We start from the raw sequence: 16,163 nt of genomic DNA, 5'->3' as shown, positions 1-16,163 counted from the left end.
CTTCATTCGCGATGCGGAGCATGATAGCCTAGTGAACTTGTGTCGGAATAGGGATGAAAAGACAATCAACAATGCTAACTCGCCAAATTGATTCGAAGTCAGGCGTCATGACCTCCAATGAGATGATGGCCGCGAATCCCCATTCTCCTGTTTTGGTGAAAACCATCGACATGCCAAAAGGTTACATTGATGCGCTGCACCAACACACTTGGCATCAAATCATCTTTCCTATCAAAGGGTTATTGCAAACACAAACGGAGCATTATCAGCATTTGGTTCCGCACACTTCTGCGTTATTTGTTCCTGCGGGTGTTCAACACGAGTCGATTGCTCTGAGTAATACGATCTTTGTTGGCATTTACCTTAACCCTGCGTTTGGCGCAATGTACGAGCCACAAGTGAGAACCATTGCTCTAACGCCGTTTTTAAATGAGCTTTTACAAGAGATCCGCAGACAGTGTGAAAATGAGACAAGCCACGAAGAAGTACTGCATTTGCTGGCGGTGTTGCATGATCAAATTTTGAAAAGCAACGTGCAGACATTTCAGTTATTACTGCCACAAGATCGCCGACTAAAACTGATTTTCGAGCAACTGACTGACGAGCCCGCGTTGAGCTGTTCGCTAAAAGAATGGGGGGAGAAAATTGGGGCGTCTGAGCGCACTTTATCACGGTTGTTTGCCAAGGAATTCAACACTTCATTTCTGCTTTGGCGGCAACAAATTCGGCTGATTTACTCGCTTTCTTTGTTAGATGAAACGTTGCCAATCCAAGCCATTGCAGACCTAGTGGGTTATCAAAACGACTCATCCTACATCAAAGCATTTAAAGCCTATTTTGATATGACGCCACAACAGTTTAGAGTGAACGACGCATCGCGCAGATAGAAATACAGAGCTTCGACTTCACTTAATGCTTTTGAGTAGAAGTCGCGAAACTTCCTTTTTGAATTTCAATTACATGGTATGAATAACAATGGCACCAACGATAAATACTCGAGTGAACCAATTCTGCTTTGGTCAGCCAAAAACGTCGCTGTCGTTGGAAAAAGAGCCCCTCAAGCCGCTTGCTCAGAGCAAGGTTCGGGTGAGGCTCGAAGCTACAAACATTAACCCAAGTGACTTGCTTTCCATTTATGGTGTTGGGCAATACCGCCGCGTTCACGTACCACCTCGCGTGCCGGGATTTGAAGCGGTTGGGCGTGTGGTGGAAGTCAGTGCAGTCGATCACACTGACCTTCAAGTTGGGCAAAAAGTGTTGGTGGCGATGAGTGGTACTTGGCAATACTACATAGATGCTTCGCCTGAGAATCTTTTTCCGCTACCTGAGAGTTTGGATAACGGCTATGCCTGCCAGTTGTACATCAACGCGTTAACCGCGTGGGTGATCACCACTAAAGTGGCTAAGTTGAACAAAAGTGATGTGGTGATCATCAATGCGGCAGGGTCAGCGATCGGTAAGATATTTGCCCAGCTCGCCCATTCCCTGGGTTTTACACTGATTGTTGTCACTTCAAAGCCAGACGAGTATCCGTACGATGCGATTCCAGTGTTGGACGCGAAGCAAGACTTACATGCGCAACTGCAAACACGCAAACTGCCACAACCAACGGCCGCTTTGGATGCGATAGGTGGTGAGGCTGGCACGTATCTCATTCGTACCTTGAAAGAAAACGGTCAATACATCAACTACGGAACATTGTCGTTGGCGCCTTATACGCCGGCGTTTTTTGAATCGATGAAGACCAACAACATCGACTTTAGCACCTTCTTTTTGCGATATTGGGAAGAGTCGGTAGGTAAAGGCGGGAGAAAAGCGGTATTCGCTGAAATGTTAGACCACTTTATTGCCAACGATATAAAGTTAAGTGTAGAGTCTGAGCTGCCGCTAGAGGATTTTCAAACTGCGATTGAAATGGTTGAGCAACGCTCATCGGCGGTGTCAGGAAAAATCATTTTGACGCTATGAATTGCAGTGAGTCTGTTGAGAAAAGGGAGGATAAAATCCTCCCTTTTTTGATGGGTTATTTGTAATGATGGGACTATTTTAGATGGAAAATTTGCTCTGTCTCGAGCGATGTCATCGTACGTACTTGACGCCAAATATAATAAAAAATACCGAACATCATTAACATGCTTGGAATTGCAATCATCGGGTAGCTGTAAAGCGTCATCTTACCCAACTCTTCATTAAAGGCAGTCGTGCCCGAAGGACTGGTCACGATCCAAGTCGCAAGGAAGTAGTTCATCGCGGATGAGAACGCAAAAGTACTCGCAAACAGATAGTTTGATGACATTAGACAACGTTCAAATGCCTCTGATTGACCGTTCTCTTTCAAGCGTTCGTTAATCAGCGATAAATTCAATACCGTGTCATTCAGTACTAACTTCTGCATCAGTGGGTAGCGGGTAAACGTTGAGCCCAAAACCGCTAAACCGATCAGGCCAGGGATCAGGGCTTCTTTCAAGGCTAACCAACGTGTATCAAGCTCTAACAAGCCAATGCCGCCAGTTAATAAAACACTGATAAAGCCAAGTGCAGAAATAAAGTTAAATTTCTTGTTACGGACAAGGTCCATACCGCCGTAAATGATAGGAAATAGCAAAGCGACAACCAGCGCCATTGCTGTTCCTAGGTGTTGATCGCCGCTAAACTTCATCAAGATAAAGGAAGGGATGAATACGTTAAAAAGAATCTCGAATAGGGGATTCGGCTTTTTCGCCGTTGTGTTACTCATAATGTTTTACTGACTCTACTCTATGTCGGCTGTTATTGTACTTTGACGAGAAGTGTTCATCTAGTCGCGCTTGATGTAAAGCGTTAAAGCGCCGAGTTGTGTAACGACTTATGAAATAGACCGGAGCATAGCCAGTTAGTTGACATGATTGACTACTTTTTTTGTGTCTTAATCGCTCTCCCTCTGCGCAATGATCTGATTGCGTGCTCTGAATAATCGAGTCGCCACGGTGTTGTGATTAAGCTCTAATACTTGAGCAATTTCATTATGATTAAACCCGACTACGAGTTTTAAGACCAATGGCTCTCGGTATTTGGGTTCGAGAATCATCATTTGTTTTTGAAGCCAATCTTGTGCCATGTCGTGGTCACTGCCAGGGTAGGTTTTTGCCTGTATTACACACTCATCAATATCGACAAAATCGTACTGCTTTTTATCAAAGCGCCGAGCATTCTCACGACGTAAAATGGTGATGAGCCAAGGCTTCGCGGCATTGGGATCATTTAAGTTATCAAAGAATCGCCACGCTTTCAGGAAGGTGTCTTGCGCCAAATCTTCAGCAAGGTGATGATCTTTGCATAGCCAATATGCGAGACGATAGATATCTTGGTATCGCTCCTTCGTCAGTGCTTCGTATCGTTTGTGTTTTTCCATAGCATTAAGATCAGAAGTGTAGAGCTGAGCAGAAGGTAACCTCTGAAGCTTCAAAGGTTACCTGCGGTTTCGTCCTTGCCCGCTTAAAATGGCTGGGTAGAAAAACGTGAGTATTGAAGGGCGTCTGCGACTTCTTGAGCTTTAGATTCTGAAGTCATGAGATGCAGCAATTTAAGGGCGGCTTGATAGCTAACTAGGCTGCCGTTTGAGGTGATGACACCATCATCAACAACAAAATTCTGGTCGACCTGTATATCAACTGCTGGATAGTCTTTTTGTAATCTGTTTTCACCTCCTGCCCACGTCGTCGCTTTCTTACCGTTTAACAGGCCAGCCTCGGCCAATAGATACGCACCAGAGCAATTACTTGCCATCCAATCTGCCGCCTTTGATGTGGTTTGAATAAAGTGAATGAGATCCTTGTTTTCGATTAGCGCATCCATGTCGTAGCTGGATGTTAAAACCAGCACGTCGAGTTCCGGCTGATCGCCAATCCAAGCATCCACACCAATTTTTAATCCCTCTTCAGTGGTGATGGTTTTCTGATCAGAGACGGAAATAGTGACTACTTCATAATCGCTAAACCAAGTCAGCCGACTTGCGACGCCAAAGACCTCTAAAGGCGCAGTAACATCAGAGGTCAGTACGCCGTCGTAAACCAGAATGCCAATGCGTTTATCCGCCGCATGTGCCGTTTGAAGCATCCCAAATAATAGGACTAAGGTCGCTATTAATAGTTGTAGTGCATTCTTTAATCCATTTTTACCCATTGTTTTTTCCTCGCTAACAGAGCATCAAGTTATTGAGATTCATTATATTTGGGCTGATTGGTGATTGAAGAGCCACTTTGTCTTTACTAAAGTGAATAAAGTTCACGAATGGAATGCACGAGTTTTATGGATAAGATACGGTCCCTACGATTTTTTATTGCCACTTTAGAAGGTGGTAGTTTTGCTGCGGCCGCCAAAGCGTATGGCACAGACCCTTCTACGGTGAGTAAGGCCATCCATCGTCTTGAAAGCGACTTGGGAATACAGCTTTTCCAGCGTTCTACGAGACAGATCCGTCTGACAGATGCCGGTCGTCGATACGCAAATACCGCTAGGTTTGTACTGGACGAACTGACAGCGTGTGAGGATTCATTGAAAAGCCACAATGATGCGCTTTCAGGACTGCTTAAGATTAATGTGCCGGTCTCTTACGGTCGCCTTTACATTCGCCCTTTATTAAAAGAGTTTTGTCGCCGCTACCCCAGCATCACGATCGATATTCATTACGATGACGCCTACGTTGATATTATTGAGCAAGGGATTGATGTGTCGATTAGATCTGGTGTCGTTCAGGACAGCCAGTTGATTGTGCGCCAGCTTAGTCCTATCGATTTTATTATTTGTGGCAGTCAGGATTACTTAGCGCGCCATGGTGTTCCGAGTGGCCCGGATGTATTCAATGACCATTCTTGGGTTCGTTTTCGTTTTAAACAAACGGGGAAACTGTTGCCGATTCGGATGCCAGAATCAGACGGTGCAAGTGAGTATAACCCCGAGAGAAATTTTATTGTAAATGACGGCGAATCCATGGCAGAGCTTTGCGCAGAAGGTTTAGGGTTAACTCAGATTCCTCATTTTATCGCGAGAGACTGGCTCAAAGCGGGGCGTTTAGTGCCGATATTTCCGAGTATGCGCCAAGCAGGAAATGGCGTGTATCTTCTCTATGCCAACCGGGAATATGTGCCCGCCCGAGTGAGGGTGTTCATCGATTTTATCACTCAAGCAATACAGGAGATGGATGAAACGCCATTCCATACGTGGGCTGAAACGTTGCCGATTTACCAACCGAACCAAGGCGATTGAAAACTTCATGTGAGTCTTTGGTTAAAACACTCCAAGCCATATGGTGCTTTTATGGGTTTTTGTTAGGTTATTGGACGTTATTATCGACAAGCGCAGTTTGCTCTTCGTCACTCATAAAGGAAAGACAATGCCAACTAAGATCTTAGTGCCTGCTTTGGCCCTACTTCTCAGCGCATGTGGCGGCGATGGGGAGTCGTCAGCACCTGTAGAAAACGGCTCTCAAAACACAGGTTCCACATCGTCACAAGGCACATTTGCCGAGCAGATGCTCGAAGCGGTCAACAGCGCTCGCTCTACTACACAACAGTGTGGCGCAACCACCATGCCACCTGTTGGGGCCCTGACTTGGAGCTACGATTTGGAAAGCGCCGCTTATCGACATTCAAGCGACATGGCGAACAGCGATTTCATGAGTCATACAGGCTCTGACGGCAGCAATATGTCAGATCGAATCAACGCAACGGGCTATGCTTGGAGCGCTATTGGTGAGAATGTCGCCGTAGGGCAAAGTTCCATTAACGCCGTCGTTAATGCTTGGTTATCGAGCGAAGGTCACTGCCTAAATATCATGAGTGCGGATTTTGATCAGATGGGCGCGTCGCTTGTCGAAAATCACTCGGCAAGCTACGGGTATTACTGGACTCAGGTTTTTGCCAAACAGCGCTAATGCGATCAAGAAACCTGATAGATAAACTAAAACGCCAGCAGTAACCATCTGCTGGCGTTTTATTATTTACGTCTCTTTTAGCTTGTCAGGTTACGAAGTTTTGGATCATCCGTCAGGTATTCAACGAATTCGATCTCAAAACCTGCAGGGTCAACAAAATACACATTCTTGCGATATGGCTCATCAGCCCCAGGTTGGGCAATCGGATAACCTGCATCGGTCAGTCTTTTTGTGATGGCATCGACGTTGTTGGTCACATAAGCAAAATGCGCTAGCCCTACTTGGTGGCCGCCCAACTCGCGGTTCTCTCCTTCACCGTGGTCACTCATGGCAATGTATTGATACTCGTCGCCAAAATGTAGCCAGTTTCTTGGCTTACCACTCCATTCGCCTTTCCCCTCATCACGCACGTACCAATGTGGAAATGCAGTTTGATAAAACTTCAGCATTTCAGGGGTGTTTTTCACGACTAAATTAATATGTTCTAGTTGGATCATGATGTGCTCCTTTTTGTCATTTCCTAGCCAACGATGAATATGCTAAAACCTCAAGTTAAGTTGAGGTAAAGAGCTTTTTTAAAATTTTTTAGGGTTGATATCTTTGGATCTTGATACATGGAGAGATTCGGTGGGGTGGTACTTTGAATCTGTGAGTTGGGTTAGGTGCTTGCAGCCCTCTTTCATCTTTTGTTTGTTCGTGCTACTCATTTTCGAGCGAGTTTGTTGTGAGTAGATTCCCTGTCTCACCTAGGTTCGCGGGAATGACGTGAAGAGAGCGCTAAACGAACAGTGTCATTCTGAAGGAGCCTAAGCGAGTATTCAGAGTCTATTTGCAGCGCGTTTCGATGCTGGTGGTGTGAATTGAATTATCCGCGATTGTAGAACTTGCCACCTTGAGCTCGGAGTGCTGGGGGATGTACTTACACCCCTCCCCAAAAACCAAAAAAGCCAGCAGTTAGTACCTGCTGGCAAAGTCTTTGGGCTTCTAGGTTTTTTGCTTTTATTTCTTGTTACTCATCGCTGTCACGGTGCCCCGATTGGTTTTCAGGGGAAGAAAACACCGCACCGTGCGCTTTGTGCTCAAGAAATTGGAGATTAACCTTGCTTACGGATTAGGTAGTCAAACGCGCCTAAGCTTGCTTTTGCACCTTCACCCATCGCAATGATGATCTGTTTGTAAGGAACCGTCGTTGCGTCACCCGCTGCGAAGACACCTTCTAGGCTGGTTTCACCACGGCTACCAACTTCAATTTCGCCGCGCTCAGAAAGCGCTACTTCTGAATCTTTTAGCCATTCTGTGTTTGGTACTAGACCGATTTGGACAAAGATACCTGACAGTTCAATCTCTTTAATTTCATCTGTGTTGCGGTCTTTGTACTTCAAGCTTGTTACGCGAGTACCGTCACCCACTACTTCTGTGGTTTGCGCCATCGTGATGATGTCGATGTTTGGTAGTGAGTTCGCTTTGTCGATAAGCACTTGGTCTGCGCGAAGTACGTCTGCAAATTCAAGAACGGTTACGTGCTCAACAATACCTGCAAGGTCGATAGCCGCTTCGATGCCTGAGTTACCACCACCGATAACCGCGGTTTTCTTGCCTTTGAACAGTGGACCATCACAGTGTGGGCAGTACGCGACACCTTTGTTGCGGTACTCTTGCTCACCCGGAACGTTCATTTCACGCCAGCGTGCACCAGGGCTTAGGATGACACTCTTACTTTTCAGCGTTGCGCCGCTTTCAAGTTGGATGTGAATCAAGCCATCTTCTGTGTGTGCTGCGCCCATTAGCTTCTCAGCTTGTTGCTCAGTCACGACGTCTACGTCGTATTCTTTTAGGTGTTCTGCTAGGTCAGTTGCCAGTTTTGGACCTTCCGTACGTTTTACCGAGATAAAGTTCTCGATTGCCATGGTGTCCATCACCTGACCACCGAAGCGTTTAGCGACAACGCCAGTGCGAATACCTTTACGCGCTGCGTATAGTGCTGCTGCACTACCACCAGGGCCACCGCCGACAACTAGCACGTCGTATGGGTCTTTTTCGCTCAGTGCTTTGGCTGCTTTCTCGCTCGCGCCGTCATCCACTTTGTTTAGGATTTCAGTTAGAGACATACGGCCTTGACCGAATAGCTCTCCGTTTACGAATACGCTTGGTACTGCCATGATGTCGCGTTGTTTCACTTCATCTTGGAATAGTGCACCGTCGATCATGGTTGCTTTCACTTTCGGGTTGATCGCCGCCATCATGTTGAACGCTTGAACAACGTCTGGACAGTTTTGGCACGACAGTGAAATGAACACTTCAACTTCCAACTCTTTATCTAGCGCTGCGATTTGTTCAATCACTTCTGGATCTAGTTTGATTGGATGACCACCAGAGTGCAGTAATGCCAATACCAGAGAGGTAAATTCGTGACCCATTGGTAGGCCAGCAAAGTGAAGTGCTGTGCCTTTTACTGGGTTGGTCACCGTCATCACTGGTTTACGTACGCTTGCGTTGTCGTCACGTTCAACGGTGATAAAGTCGCTCATCTCTGCGATTTGGTTCGCTAGAGACAGAATGTCATTCGATGCTTTGCTTTCATCTAGACTAACCACTAGACGAACGTCTTCTTTTACATTAGCCAGATATTGTTTGAGTTGTTGTTGGATCGCTTGGTCTAACATAGTTGTTGTTACCTTAAATAAACAAAAGAGTGGTTACTCTGGATAAAATCAGTAGGGAGAGAGCAAACCAGGCAGAAGGTCGTCAAGGTATCTAACCTGGAATGCTCTCTAAGTTAAGCGTCAATTAGCATGTCAAATTGAGCTTAAATTCAGTGGCTTAGATTTTGCCTACTAGGTCTAGAGAAGGAGCTAGCGTCTCTTCGCCTTCTTTCCATTTCGCTGGGCAAACTTCACCTGGGTGTGCTGCTACGTACTGAGCTGCTTTCACTTTGCGTAGTAGGTCTTCTGCGTCACGACCGATACCTTCAGCAGTGATTTCCATTGCTTGGATAGTACCTTCTGGGTCGATTAGGAACGTTGCACGGTCTGCAAGACCTTGGCCTTCACGCATCACACCGAAGTTGTTTGTGATGTTGCCTGTTTGGTCACCAAGCATGTAGTACTGGATCTTGCCGATTGTTTCTGAGCTATCGTGCCAAGCTTTGTGAGTGAAGTGTGTGTCTGTTGATACTGAGTACACTTCAACGCCGCGTTTTTGTAGCTCTTCGTAGTGGTCTGCTAGGTCACCTAGTTCTGTCGGACATACGAATGTGAAGTCTGCTGGGTAGAAGAAGAATACAGCCCATTTGCCTAGAACATCTTGTTCTGTTACTTCAACGAATTCGCCGTTTTTGTATGCTGTAGCTGCAAATGGTTTGATCTTTGTATTAATCATTTTTACTTTCCTCAGAATGTTTTAGGGTGAGCAGTTCTTGCTTTCGGAAAGTATATTCGCATTGGAACGTGTTTAAGGAAAATCGCTTGTAACTATCCTATTGATAGTCATTTCCTATCTTTCTTAATAGGGAAAACCGATGTAAGTGAGTTTGCTTTGATAGGCTTTATTGAAGATGAAGGCCGAGTGGTAATAGAGAATACCGATGATGACCTTTAAGAGATCGTCTGGCTAAGATCGAAAGAACCTGCATTTCGGCAGGCTCTTTCTAATAAGAAGTGGAGAAGCTGATGCTTTTATTTTTTAGTTCAGATTGTCGAGCACCTTGCCGCACAACTTCTTCAGCATGATCATTTCATCCAGCTCTAACGTGATTTTACACATCATGGCGTTTGGCACTGACTTGGCTTGCTCTTTGAGATCACGACCTTGCTCTGTAAGGTTGAGTACGCGTACGCGCTCATCGGTGTCACTGCGACCACGTTCTACATAGCCTTTTGTTTCTAATCGTTTAAGCAGCGGCGTGAGCGTGCCTGAATCCAAATGCAGTTGCGAGCCCAGTTCTTTAACACTGGCACCGTCTTTCTCCCACAACACCATCATCACTAAGTATTGCGAATAAGTCAGATCAAGCTCGTCCAGCAACGGGCGGTAAGCTCGGATCACCGCATTTGCTGCACTATAGAGCGGGAAGCAAACTTGGTTTTCGAGTAAGAGTTTATCGTCGTTGGTCATGGTGTTGTCGGTGTAACACTGGCTCATTGGCGTTGCCTACCTGCTCACAGAGAAAGAGAGTAACAAAATAAATTGTGCACAATATAGTTGCAAACGATCTTTACTTCGATATAAGATTGCAAGCAATTAAATTGTGCACAACTTAAATGAAGAGGACAATCGCATGACTACTCTATACAAAACTCAAGCTACTGCTTTGGCTGGTCGTAATGGTCAAGTAAAAACAGATGACGGTCTTCTCGATCTAGAGCTGTCATACCCGAAGGAAATGGGCGGCACAGGTGCAGCAACTAACCCTGAGCAGCTTTTCGCAGCGGGCTATTCAGCATGTTTTTCTAACGCGATTCTGCACGTAGCACGTGAAGGTAAAGTAAACCTGAAAAGTGCACCCGTAACAGCGGAAGTGGGCATTGGTCCGAACGATAACGGCGGCTTTGCACTAACAGTGAGCTTAGCGGTAGAGCTAGATATGCCACAAGAACAAGCATTAGAGCTAACCCGCATTGCACACCAAGTTTGCCCATACTCAAACGCCGTTCGTGGCAATATTGATGTTGCTGTTACAGTAAATGGCGAAGCGATCTAACGATTTAGACATTATTTCTAATAGAAGGAAAGCCTGCGAACGTGCAGGCTTTTTTCGATTATTTGATGGCAGTGCAGAAGCTGACGTCTGCATGGTGCGTTTGTGGATCGTAGCTATGATAAAGTTCGAAGCAAGGTCGACAGTCGTTTTCAATACCAGATTCAACCACTTTGCTCATCAAATCATCCCATGCTTTAGGGTATTGGCTGAATTCGGTAATTTGCTGGCGCATCACCGCATATTGACCGCCGGGGAAGTCTTGCAGCTCAATGCCTTTTGGTACTTCGGTATCTTCTGGCACCATTAGACAGATGTCAGTACGACACTTCTCGTCTGGCGTGATTTCTGGGTTATCGTGATAAATGAAGATACAGGTATTGCCCGCCAAACCTTTCATTCCTGCCCATTGATACAAGCGACCTGATGGTTCTTCATAACCTTGGCCATAAGGGCCGTTAACGCGAATGTAAGCCAATTTTGCTTTATCAAAGTTTTGCGTTTCCATATTGTTGCTCCATGTTGTGAGTTCAGAGTCAGTATATGAATCGCTTAGGGTTCGTTCGTTTCCATTCTTGCGCAGTGCGTGTCCAATCTTGCTGTTTCGCGCGAGTTCAGAAAATTGCTGGTAGTTTTTACAGTCGCGAAAGGCGGTTGGTGTTACGCCATAATGCTGCTTAAACGCTTTAGCTAGGCTTTGCGAACTAGAAAAACCGTACTCTAACGCGATGTTCAGCACTGGTTGCTTTGATTTGAAAAGGTCGTCTGCTGCCGCCTCTAGCCGTAAACGTCGAATGAAGTCGGCTAATGTTTCGCCTTGTACCGCCTTGAAGGTACGGTGAAAGTGATAGGGAGAGAGGTTGGCTAGCGCTGCCACTTCGAGCAAATTGAGAGGAGCGTTAAAGTGCTGTTCCAGATAGCGAATAACGGGAACGAGTCGTTGGTGATAATCGACACGCATGAGAGGGGCCACCCTTGTTTGATTTGCTCAAAGCGTACCGCAATGAAGCAAGGATTCAAGGCTAGTATCGAATAAATGCGTCGTAGTCATTTATTTCTGATTGTGATGCATTCTGTTGCGGGTAGGAGATGGTTCTTAAGATGGCTTCTCAACGGTAATTGAAATCCGTTCAGAGCGCTTAATATCCCGTCAGCTCCATATAACCGGTTCCAGAATGAGAGCCCTCAATACGCACTGGGCCTTCCCAATAAGGCACAGAAAGGGGCATTTTCGCGTTCGGGTTGATTGCAGAAATAGTAAGCTCGATTTGCTGATTAGGAATCGACACTTGCCACTCGGTTGGATACTTTCGCCCTTGGATTTCTGTTTGCTTGGTCGCCTTTAACTGAATGTCTTTTTGTGGGATAGCGATGCCAGAACCATCTTGCTGCATCAGTCTTGCGTTGGAGTAACTGGCTGCTCCGGTTTTGGAATCCCGCAATTGGAACACTACCAAGCTGGTCTCGTCACTCAATCTTAGGGCAAACCAGTCCCAGCCTTGTTGTGAGTCGAGTAAGAATTGCGAGCTCCACTCTCGATCTATCCAACCTTTGCCCGACACTTGATGGGTTTCGCCGTCGATGGTGACTTCACCGGAGACATCAATAAAAGGTTGGCTGTAGTAATACGAAGCCACCTGACCGTCGGCACTTTTGGTGCTGTACCCTTGCTCGCCTTGCTTTTGATAAGGCGCACTGCTGTTAAGCGTCAGCGAATAGCCAAACTGTTCGGAGTTCGCCTTCAATGTTGCAGGGAAGAGGTCGTTGGTTGAAGAAGTCCACTGCCAATCATCGAGATAAACCCTAAGTGGTGAAGTGTCGACGCCGGCTAGAGAGGCTTGATCGCGCGACCATTTTTCGTCGGCGTAGTGTTTGTCCGTTGTCGTGACCGCGCTGTGCGCCATGTAGATTTGCTGCGTTTGCCATTCGGTTTTCTTCACGTCATCTTCGCCCGTTGCCGGCGCAGCAGCAAAGCGAAATTGTGTCCACTGGACGCCAAGTGGGTTGCCGTCTTCATCGATTAAGTTAGCGGTTAAGTACCACCATTCATGACGAAAATTCGGGTGTGCTTGATGGTCTGCTGGGAAGGTCAGTTCGACACCTTTTTCCACGGATGTGAATGGGTTGCTCTCGCTTTGTGTTTCTCGACTTCCCAGCAACGTACCCATATTTTGTTGTTGCGGTTCTTCGCAGCCGAACAGGAACAAACTGCTTATGAGTAGAGTAAGCTTGCTTGCCAATCGAACCATCACAACACCTCGCTTTGCAAACTGGACACGACAGGCTTACTGACCAATCGCCACAGCGGAATCAAGGTTGCAATCACCGCCACCAAGATGGTGATCGCCGCAATGCTGAGGGCATCACTCCAATTCCACAGATAATTTAAGCTCCAACCAAAAGCGCGCAAGGTGACGATGTCGGTTAGCACATAACCCACCATGGCTCCGAGGGGCAGAGCAATAACTAGAGTAAAACTGACCAAAGCGACGATCTGTCCGACCACCATGGTCATTAATTTACGACGGATGACGCCAAGTGCATATAGCCTTGCAATGGCAGCTTTGCGCGCGTCGAGCAACATAAAACAAGCACAGAACAAGCCAATCACCGCGACCATCAACGTCACGCCGTTGAGCGCGCGCGTAATGGCGAAGGTCTGCGAGAAAATATCCAACGCGATGGATTTGATTTGCGCCTGATCGTAGAGCTGACTTGGATGCAGATTCAATTGCTCGCGCAGTTGCTCGTAGACGATTTGTGGGTCCCCCGAGACTTTAATGCCAAGGCTTGTCGGCAGGTCGGTAAATCCGCTTTCTTGCCATAATTTTAGTGCCAATAACACTTCACCATTGGGTGAGCCGTAATCATGGAATATCGCGCCCACAAGCAGGTTCTTATTTGGAATGGCATCAAGTGTGAGTTCGCTACCCAGTGATAAACCCAGTTTGACCGCAGTAGGTTCACTGATGGCGACCAGTTCACCTCGGTAAAAGCGTTGCCAGAAGTTCTCCAAGTGCGATTTGAACACCATGGTTTGTTCTAAGGTGTCTTTGTCTTTTGTGCCAAGCAAAATCGGTAACCCTTGCAGGTTATCGTCGACGTAGTATTGCTTGTAGACGGTCTCAACCTTGTCGAACTGCCCTAACGCGCGCTCTACATTAGCGATTTCTCCTTGGGCAGGGCTGACGTAAATATCGGCGTGCAGCCTTTGTTCTAACCACTGCTTTAGGGTGGATTCAAAACTGCCCACCAAGGTGTTCATCCCCATATTGGCAGTAACGGCGAGTAGCAGTGCCATCATGGCGAGAGAAAGCGGAGAAATCAGCTCGCGCAGCTCAGCAAACAGATATTGCATCAAACCAGAACTGGTGCGCTTTTCACACCAATTGGCTAAGACGCTGAGTGTTTTGGGTAGATACAAAGGAATCGACACCACAAGCACGCCGAGCCATGCCATGGTGAAGCGGTGATGCTCACTCAGCCATAACCCTGCGAGTGCGAGAGTCGTCAACGCGGCACCTATCACGAACAATTGGTTTTCGTTAGAGGCTTCAGGCGCTTGATAAAAGCCGCCATGAGAGGAGAGCGGCTGGCGCACTCGCTGTTTAAAGTGCTGCCAACACGCCAACAGGGTTGCGGCTAGCGTGAGCAGCAGGGCTTGCGCCCACCATTGCCACTGCCAAGTGCCGGGCAGCAGTGTCGCGCCGTAAAGTTGTTCTAAAGTCAGTGCTACGGTCGGATGTAGCCAATGGCTAAGCTGCATGCCCAACACAAAACCGAGGGAAGCGCCGATGGTAACGAGGATAGTGAGTTCAACTAACAGCGCAGAGAACACAATGCTCGGCGCAACACCCGCCTGTTGAATCTGTACTAACAGCCGATTGCGTTTAAGCAAGCTGTACTTTACGCCGTTGTAGGCAATGAACAGCCCGACTAAAAAGGCAAGTAAGCTCATTGCCGTGAGATTGAGGTGAAAGCTGTCGGTCAGCGAGCCAAGGTCTGTAGTTTGATTATTGGAAATCCATTGCCCTTGATCGCCAATCAGCTTCTGCCATTTTACTTGCGTGTCTTCACTCCCTTTATCACCCGAATGGAAAACCGCAATGTAACTGAGCTGTCCTTGCTTATTGAGCAGTTGCTGGGCAAAGCCAATGTCCAGCAACATTCTGCTACCTAATTGCCAATCATCGGGTAATACCACCACTTGGGTTGGGATGTCGTCCAGGGTTAGGGTTTCTACCTCCCCTAAGTTTTGATGTTGAGATTGGCTCATCATCACGATTGGCTTGCCGAACAAAAGTTCAGGCAAGGGTAAAGCACTGTCGAACAAAGACACGTTCTGTTGGTTTTCTGATGACTTTCCGTTTTCAGAATACCGAGAACGCGAAGAGATGGCGGCAATCAACTCGCTCCCTTGTACTGACCAACGTCGACCTTGTTCATCTCTCACTCGCCCTTCGATTACAGGTAGCGCTGCGCTAAGTCCGTTTTGTCTAAGGGTGAAGTAGAGCGACTCGGGCAGATAGTTTTGCCCTGCTGGTGGAATAATTAAGTTCTGAGCTTGTGCGCTAAGCTGCTCGGTAGACTCCGCATAACTGCGCTTGGCATTAAGGTTGATGGCTTGCACCGCAACAAATAAGGTCACAGCTAACACGATACCTATCAGAATCGCGGCGGCTTGCAGTGGTGCCTGCCGATAGTGCGCCGCAAACAGATTCAGGGCGAGTCGAGTATGAGTGAATCTGGTGTTTGGTTGCTTAGCTTGCTTCATGATGTTGCTCATTTACATCGCTCTGATTTTGCGTCAGTCCGCTTTGCAAACGACCATCCTTCAAACGCCCATCTTTTAAACGTAATTGGGTTTGCATGAACTCGGCACACTCAGGGCTGTGGGTCACCAAGAGCACAGCGGTATTGCCTTGGGTGGTGATGTCACTGAGTAGTTTCATCACTTCTAAGCCCGCTTTTTGGTCAAGGTTTCCTGTGGGTTCATCGGCAAGCAGAAGTTTGGGTTTGTGGGCAAGTGCTCGTGCAATCGCGACGCGTTGTTGTTGACCGCCTGAAAGAGCAGAAATATGCCTGTCGAGAAGCTGGCTGATGCCTAACGTTTCGACCAGATAATCGCACCAGTCATTCCATTTCTGTTGATTCAAATTGAGAGGAAAGGCGATGTTTTTCTTTACGTTAAGAGGTGTTAAGAGGTTGAATTGCTGAAAAATAACCCCGAGTTTTTGATGGCGGAAGCGGCTCCATTGTGGGTCTTTCCAAGCCACCGTGTTATCGCCATCTAACCACAACTCACCTTCGGAAAGCGGCTCAAAGCCAGCGATGATATTGAGTAAGGTACTTTTGCCGCTGCCACTAGCCCCCGTCAGTGCGACACTCGCTCCTGAATTCAGGGTGAAGTCGACGCCTTCCAGCACACGATGGCTCTCTTTGCCATCGACAAAGCTTTTGCTGGCGTGTTTGAGTGTGACAAGTGGGCTTTCCATTTCCTCTCCCTACAATCAAAAGGTGTCGTTTCTTTTGGCAATGGTTATTACAGTAAGTTCT

General features: G+C 47.0%; 16 protein-coding genes. 5 read left to right on the top strand and 11 right to left on the bottom strand.

Annotated features, from left to right (window positions below):
• Positions 1–71 precede the first annotated feature (71 nt).
• Both OO778_RS20485 and OO778_RS20480 read left to right on the top strand, forming a co-directional pair.
• Entirely contained in the window at positions 72–887 is an 816-nt protein-coding gene (locus OO778_RS20485; RefSeq protein WP_264912815.1) for a helix-turn-helix transcriptional regulator, read from the top strand.
• A gap of 88 nt (positions 888–975) precedes the next feature.
• Entirely contained in the window at positions 976–1,968 is a 993-nt protein-coding gene (locus tag OO778_RS20480) for a zinc-dependent alcohol dehydrogenase family protein (protein WP_074190295.1), read from the top strand.
• A 73-nt stretch (positions 1,969–2,041) separates the two neighbouring features.
• Here OO778_RS20480 and OO778_RS20475 read toward each other — a convergent pair whose 3' ends face one another.
• From OO778_RS20475 to OO778_RS20465, 3 genes are all read right to left on the bottom strand, one after another.
• Entirely contained in the window at positions 2,042–2,737 is a 696-nt protein-coding gene (locus OO778_RS20475) for a VC0807 family protein (RefSeq protein ID WP_264912771.1), read from the bottom strand.
• A gap of 168 nt (positions 2,738–2,905) precedes the next feature.
• Positions 2,906–3,391 (bottom strand): sigma-70 family RNA polymerase sigma factor, encoded by a 486-nt coding sequence (locus OO778_RS20470; RefSeq protein ID WP_054866864.1) that lies wholly within the window; start codon positions 3,389–3,391, stop codon positions 2,906–2,908.
• A gap of 83 nt (positions 3,392–3,474) precedes the next feature.
• Positions 3,475–4,161, bottom strand: a complete 687-nt coding sequence (locus tag OO778_RS20465) for a DJ-1/PfpI family protein (RefSeq protein ID WP_083612645.1) — start codon at positions 4,159–4,161, stop codon at positions 3,475–3,477.
• Positions 4,162–4,287: 126 nt separating this feature from the next.
• Between OO778_RS20465 and OO778_RS20460 the strand changes: the two genes are divergently transcribed.
• Complete coding sequence (locus OO778_RS20460; RefSeq protein WP_074190297.1) at positions 4,288–5,244, top strand: LysR family transcriptional regulator; 957 nt, start codon at positions 4,288–4,290, stop codon at positions 5,242–5,244.
• 127 nt (positions 5,245–5,371) lie between these two features.
• Complete coding sequence (locus OO778_RS20455; protein WP_264912769.1) at positions 5,372–5,911, top strand: CAP domain-containing protein; 540 nt, start codon at positions 5,372–5,374, stop codon at positions 5,909–5,911.
• 77 nt (positions 5,912–5,988) lie between these two features.
• On the opposite strand, the gene OO778_RS20450 is transcribed toward OO778_RS20455, so the two are convergent.
• The 4 genes from OO778_RS20450 to OO778_RS20435 all read right to left on the bottom strand — a co-directional run bounded on the left by OO778_RS20450 (position 5,989) and on the right by OO778_RS20435 (position 10,051).
• Positions 5,989–6,408: a VOC family protein gene (locus OO778_RS20450; RefSeq protein ID WP_074190299.1), complete on the bottom strand. Its 420-nt coding sequence runs from the start codon at positions 6,406–6,408 to the stop codon at positions 5,989–5,991.
• A gap of 597 nt (positions 6,409–7,005) precedes the next feature.
• Entirely contained in the window at positions 7,006–8,574 is a 1,569-nt protein-coding gene (gene ahpF, locus OO778_RS20445) for an alkyl hydroperoxide reductase subunit F (RefSeq protein ID WP_264912766.1), read from the bottom strand.
• A gap of 157 nt (positions 8,575–8,731) precedes the next feature.
• Positions 8,732–9,289 carry an alkyl hydroperoxide reductase subunit C gene (gene ahpC, locus OO778_RS20440; RefSeq protein ID WP_005395542.1) on the bottom strand — a complete coding sequence of 186 codons (558 nt, stop codon included), beginning with the start codon at positions 9,287–9,289 and terminating at the stop codon, positions 8,732–8,734.
• Between the two features lie 303 nt (positions 9,290–9,592).
• Positions 9,593–10,051 carry a MarR family transcriptional regulator gene (locus tag OO778_RS20435; RefSeq protein ID WP_005395543.1) on the bottom strand — a complete coding sequence of 153 codons (459 nt, stop codon included), beginning with the start codon at positions 10,049–10,051 and terminating at the stop codon, positions 9,593–9,595.
• Positions 10,052–10,187: 136 nt separating this feature from the next.
• Between OO778_RS20435 and OO778_RS20430 the strand changes: the two genes are divergently transcribed.
• Positions 10,188–10,610 carry an organic hydroperoxide resistance protein gene (locus OO778_RS20430; protein ID WP_005374640.1) on the top strand — a complete coding sequence of 141 codons (423 nt, stop codon included), beginning with the start codon at positions 10,188–10,190 and terminating at the stop codon, positions 10,608–10,610.
• A 58-nt stretch (positions 10,611–10,668) separates the two neighbouring features.
• On the opposite strand, the gene OO778_RS20425 is transcribed toward OO778_RS20430, so the two are convergent.
• The 4 genes from OO778_RS20425 to OO778_RS20410 form a co-directional block, all read right to left on the bottom strand.
• Positions 10,669–11,568 carry an AraC family transcriptional regulator gene (locus OO778_RS20425; RefSeq protein ID WP_005395544.1) on the bottom strand — a complete coding sequence of 300 codons (900 nt, stop codon included), beginning with the start codon at positions 11,566–11,568 and terminating at the stop codon, positions 10,669–10,671.
• Between the two features lie 178 nt (positions 11,569–11,746).
• Positions 11,747–12,856, bottom strand: a complete 1,110-nt coding sequence (locus OO778_RS20420; protein ID WP_264912751.1) for a lipocalin-like domain-containing protein — start codon at positions 12,854–12,856, stop codon at positions 11,747–11,749.
• A complete protein-coding gene (locus OO778_RS20415) occupies positions 12,856–15,381 on the bottom strand; it encodes an ABC transporter permease (protein ID WP_264912749.1) in 2,526 nt (841 codons plus the stop codon). The genes OO778_RS20420 and OO778_RS20415 overlap by 1 nt, the downstream gene beginning before the upstream one ends.
• Positions 15,368–16,102: an ABC transporter ATP-binding protein gene (locus tag OO778_RS20410; RefSeq protein ID WP_074190306.1), complete on the bottom strand. Its 735-nt coding sequence runs from the start codon at positions 16,100–16,102 to the stop codon at positions 15,368–15,370. Before OO778_RS20410 ends, OO778_RS20415 begins: the two co-directional genes overlap by 14 nt.
• Positions 16,103–16,163: the final 61 nt, after the last annotated feature.

This window comes from Vibrio sp. STUT-A16 (assembly GCF_026000495.1).
Taxonomy (GTDB): Bacteria; Pseudomonadota; Gammaproteobacteria; order Enterobacterales; family Vibrionaceae; genus Vibrio; species Vibrio diabolicus.
This window is presented reverse-complemented; position numbering and strand designations above follow the sequence as displayed.

Coding starts and splice junctions, on each gene's coding strand:
- OO778_RS20485 (WP_264912815.1), top strand. CDS start 72: ATGCTAACTCGCCAAATTGATTCGAAGTCAGGCGTCATGACCTCCAAT.
- OO778_RS20480 (WP_074190295.1), top strand. CDS start 976: ATGGCACCAACGATAAATACTCGAGTGAACCAATTCTGCTTTGGTCAG.
- OO778_RS20475 (WP_264912771.1), bottom strand. CDS start 2,737: ATGAGTAACACAACGGCGAAAAAGCCGAATCCCCTATTCGAGATTCTT.
- OO778_RS20470 (WP_054866864.1), bottom strand. CDS start 3,391: ATGGAAAAACACAAACGATACGAAGCACTGACGAAGGAGCGATACCAA.
- OO778_RS20465 (WP_083612645.1), bottom strand. CDS start 4,161: ATGGGTAAAAATGGATTAAAGAATGCACTACAACTATTAATAGCGACC.
- OO778_RS20460 (WP_074190297.1), top strand. CDS start 4,288: ATGGATAAGATACGGTCCCTACGATTTTTTATTGCCACTTTAGAAGGT.
- OO778_RS20455 (WP_264912769.1), top strand. CDS start 5,372: ATGCCAACTAAGATCTTAGTGCCTGCTTTGGCCCTACTTCTCAGCGCA.
- OO778_RS20450 (WP_074190299.1), bottom strand. CDS start 6,408: ATGATCCAACTAGAACATATTAATTTAGTCGTGAAAAACACCCCTGAA.
- ahpF (WP_264912766.1), bottom strand. CDS start 8,574: ATGTTAGACCAAGCGATCCAACAACAACTCAAACAATATCTGGCTAAT.
- ahpC (WP_005395542.1), bottom strand. CDS start 9,289: ATGATTAATACAAAGATCAAACCATTTGCAGCTACAGCATACAAAAAC.
- OO778_RS20435 (WP_005395543.1), bottom strand. CDS start 10,051: ATGAGCCAGTGTTACACCGACAACACCATGACCAACGACGATAAACTC.
- OO778_RS20430 (WP_005374640.1), top strand. CDS start 10,188: ATGACTACTCTATACAAAACTCAAGCTACTGCTTTGGCTGGTCGTAAT.
- OO778_RS20425 (WP_005395544.1), bottom strand. CDS start 11,568: ATGCGTGTCGATTATCACCAACGACTCGTTCCCGTTATTCGCTATCTG.
- OO778_RS20420 (WP_264912751.1), bottom strand. CDS start 12,856: ATGGTTCGATTGGCAAGCAAGCTTACTCTACTCATAAGCAGTTTGTTC.
- OO778_RS20415 (WP_264912749.1), bottom strand. CDS start 15,381: ATGAAGCAAGCTAAGCAACCAAACACCAGATTCACTCATACTCGACTC.
- OO778_RS20410 (WP_074190306.1), bottom strand. CDS start 16,102: ATGGAAAGCCCACTTGTCACACTCAAACACGCCAGCAAAAGCTTTGTC.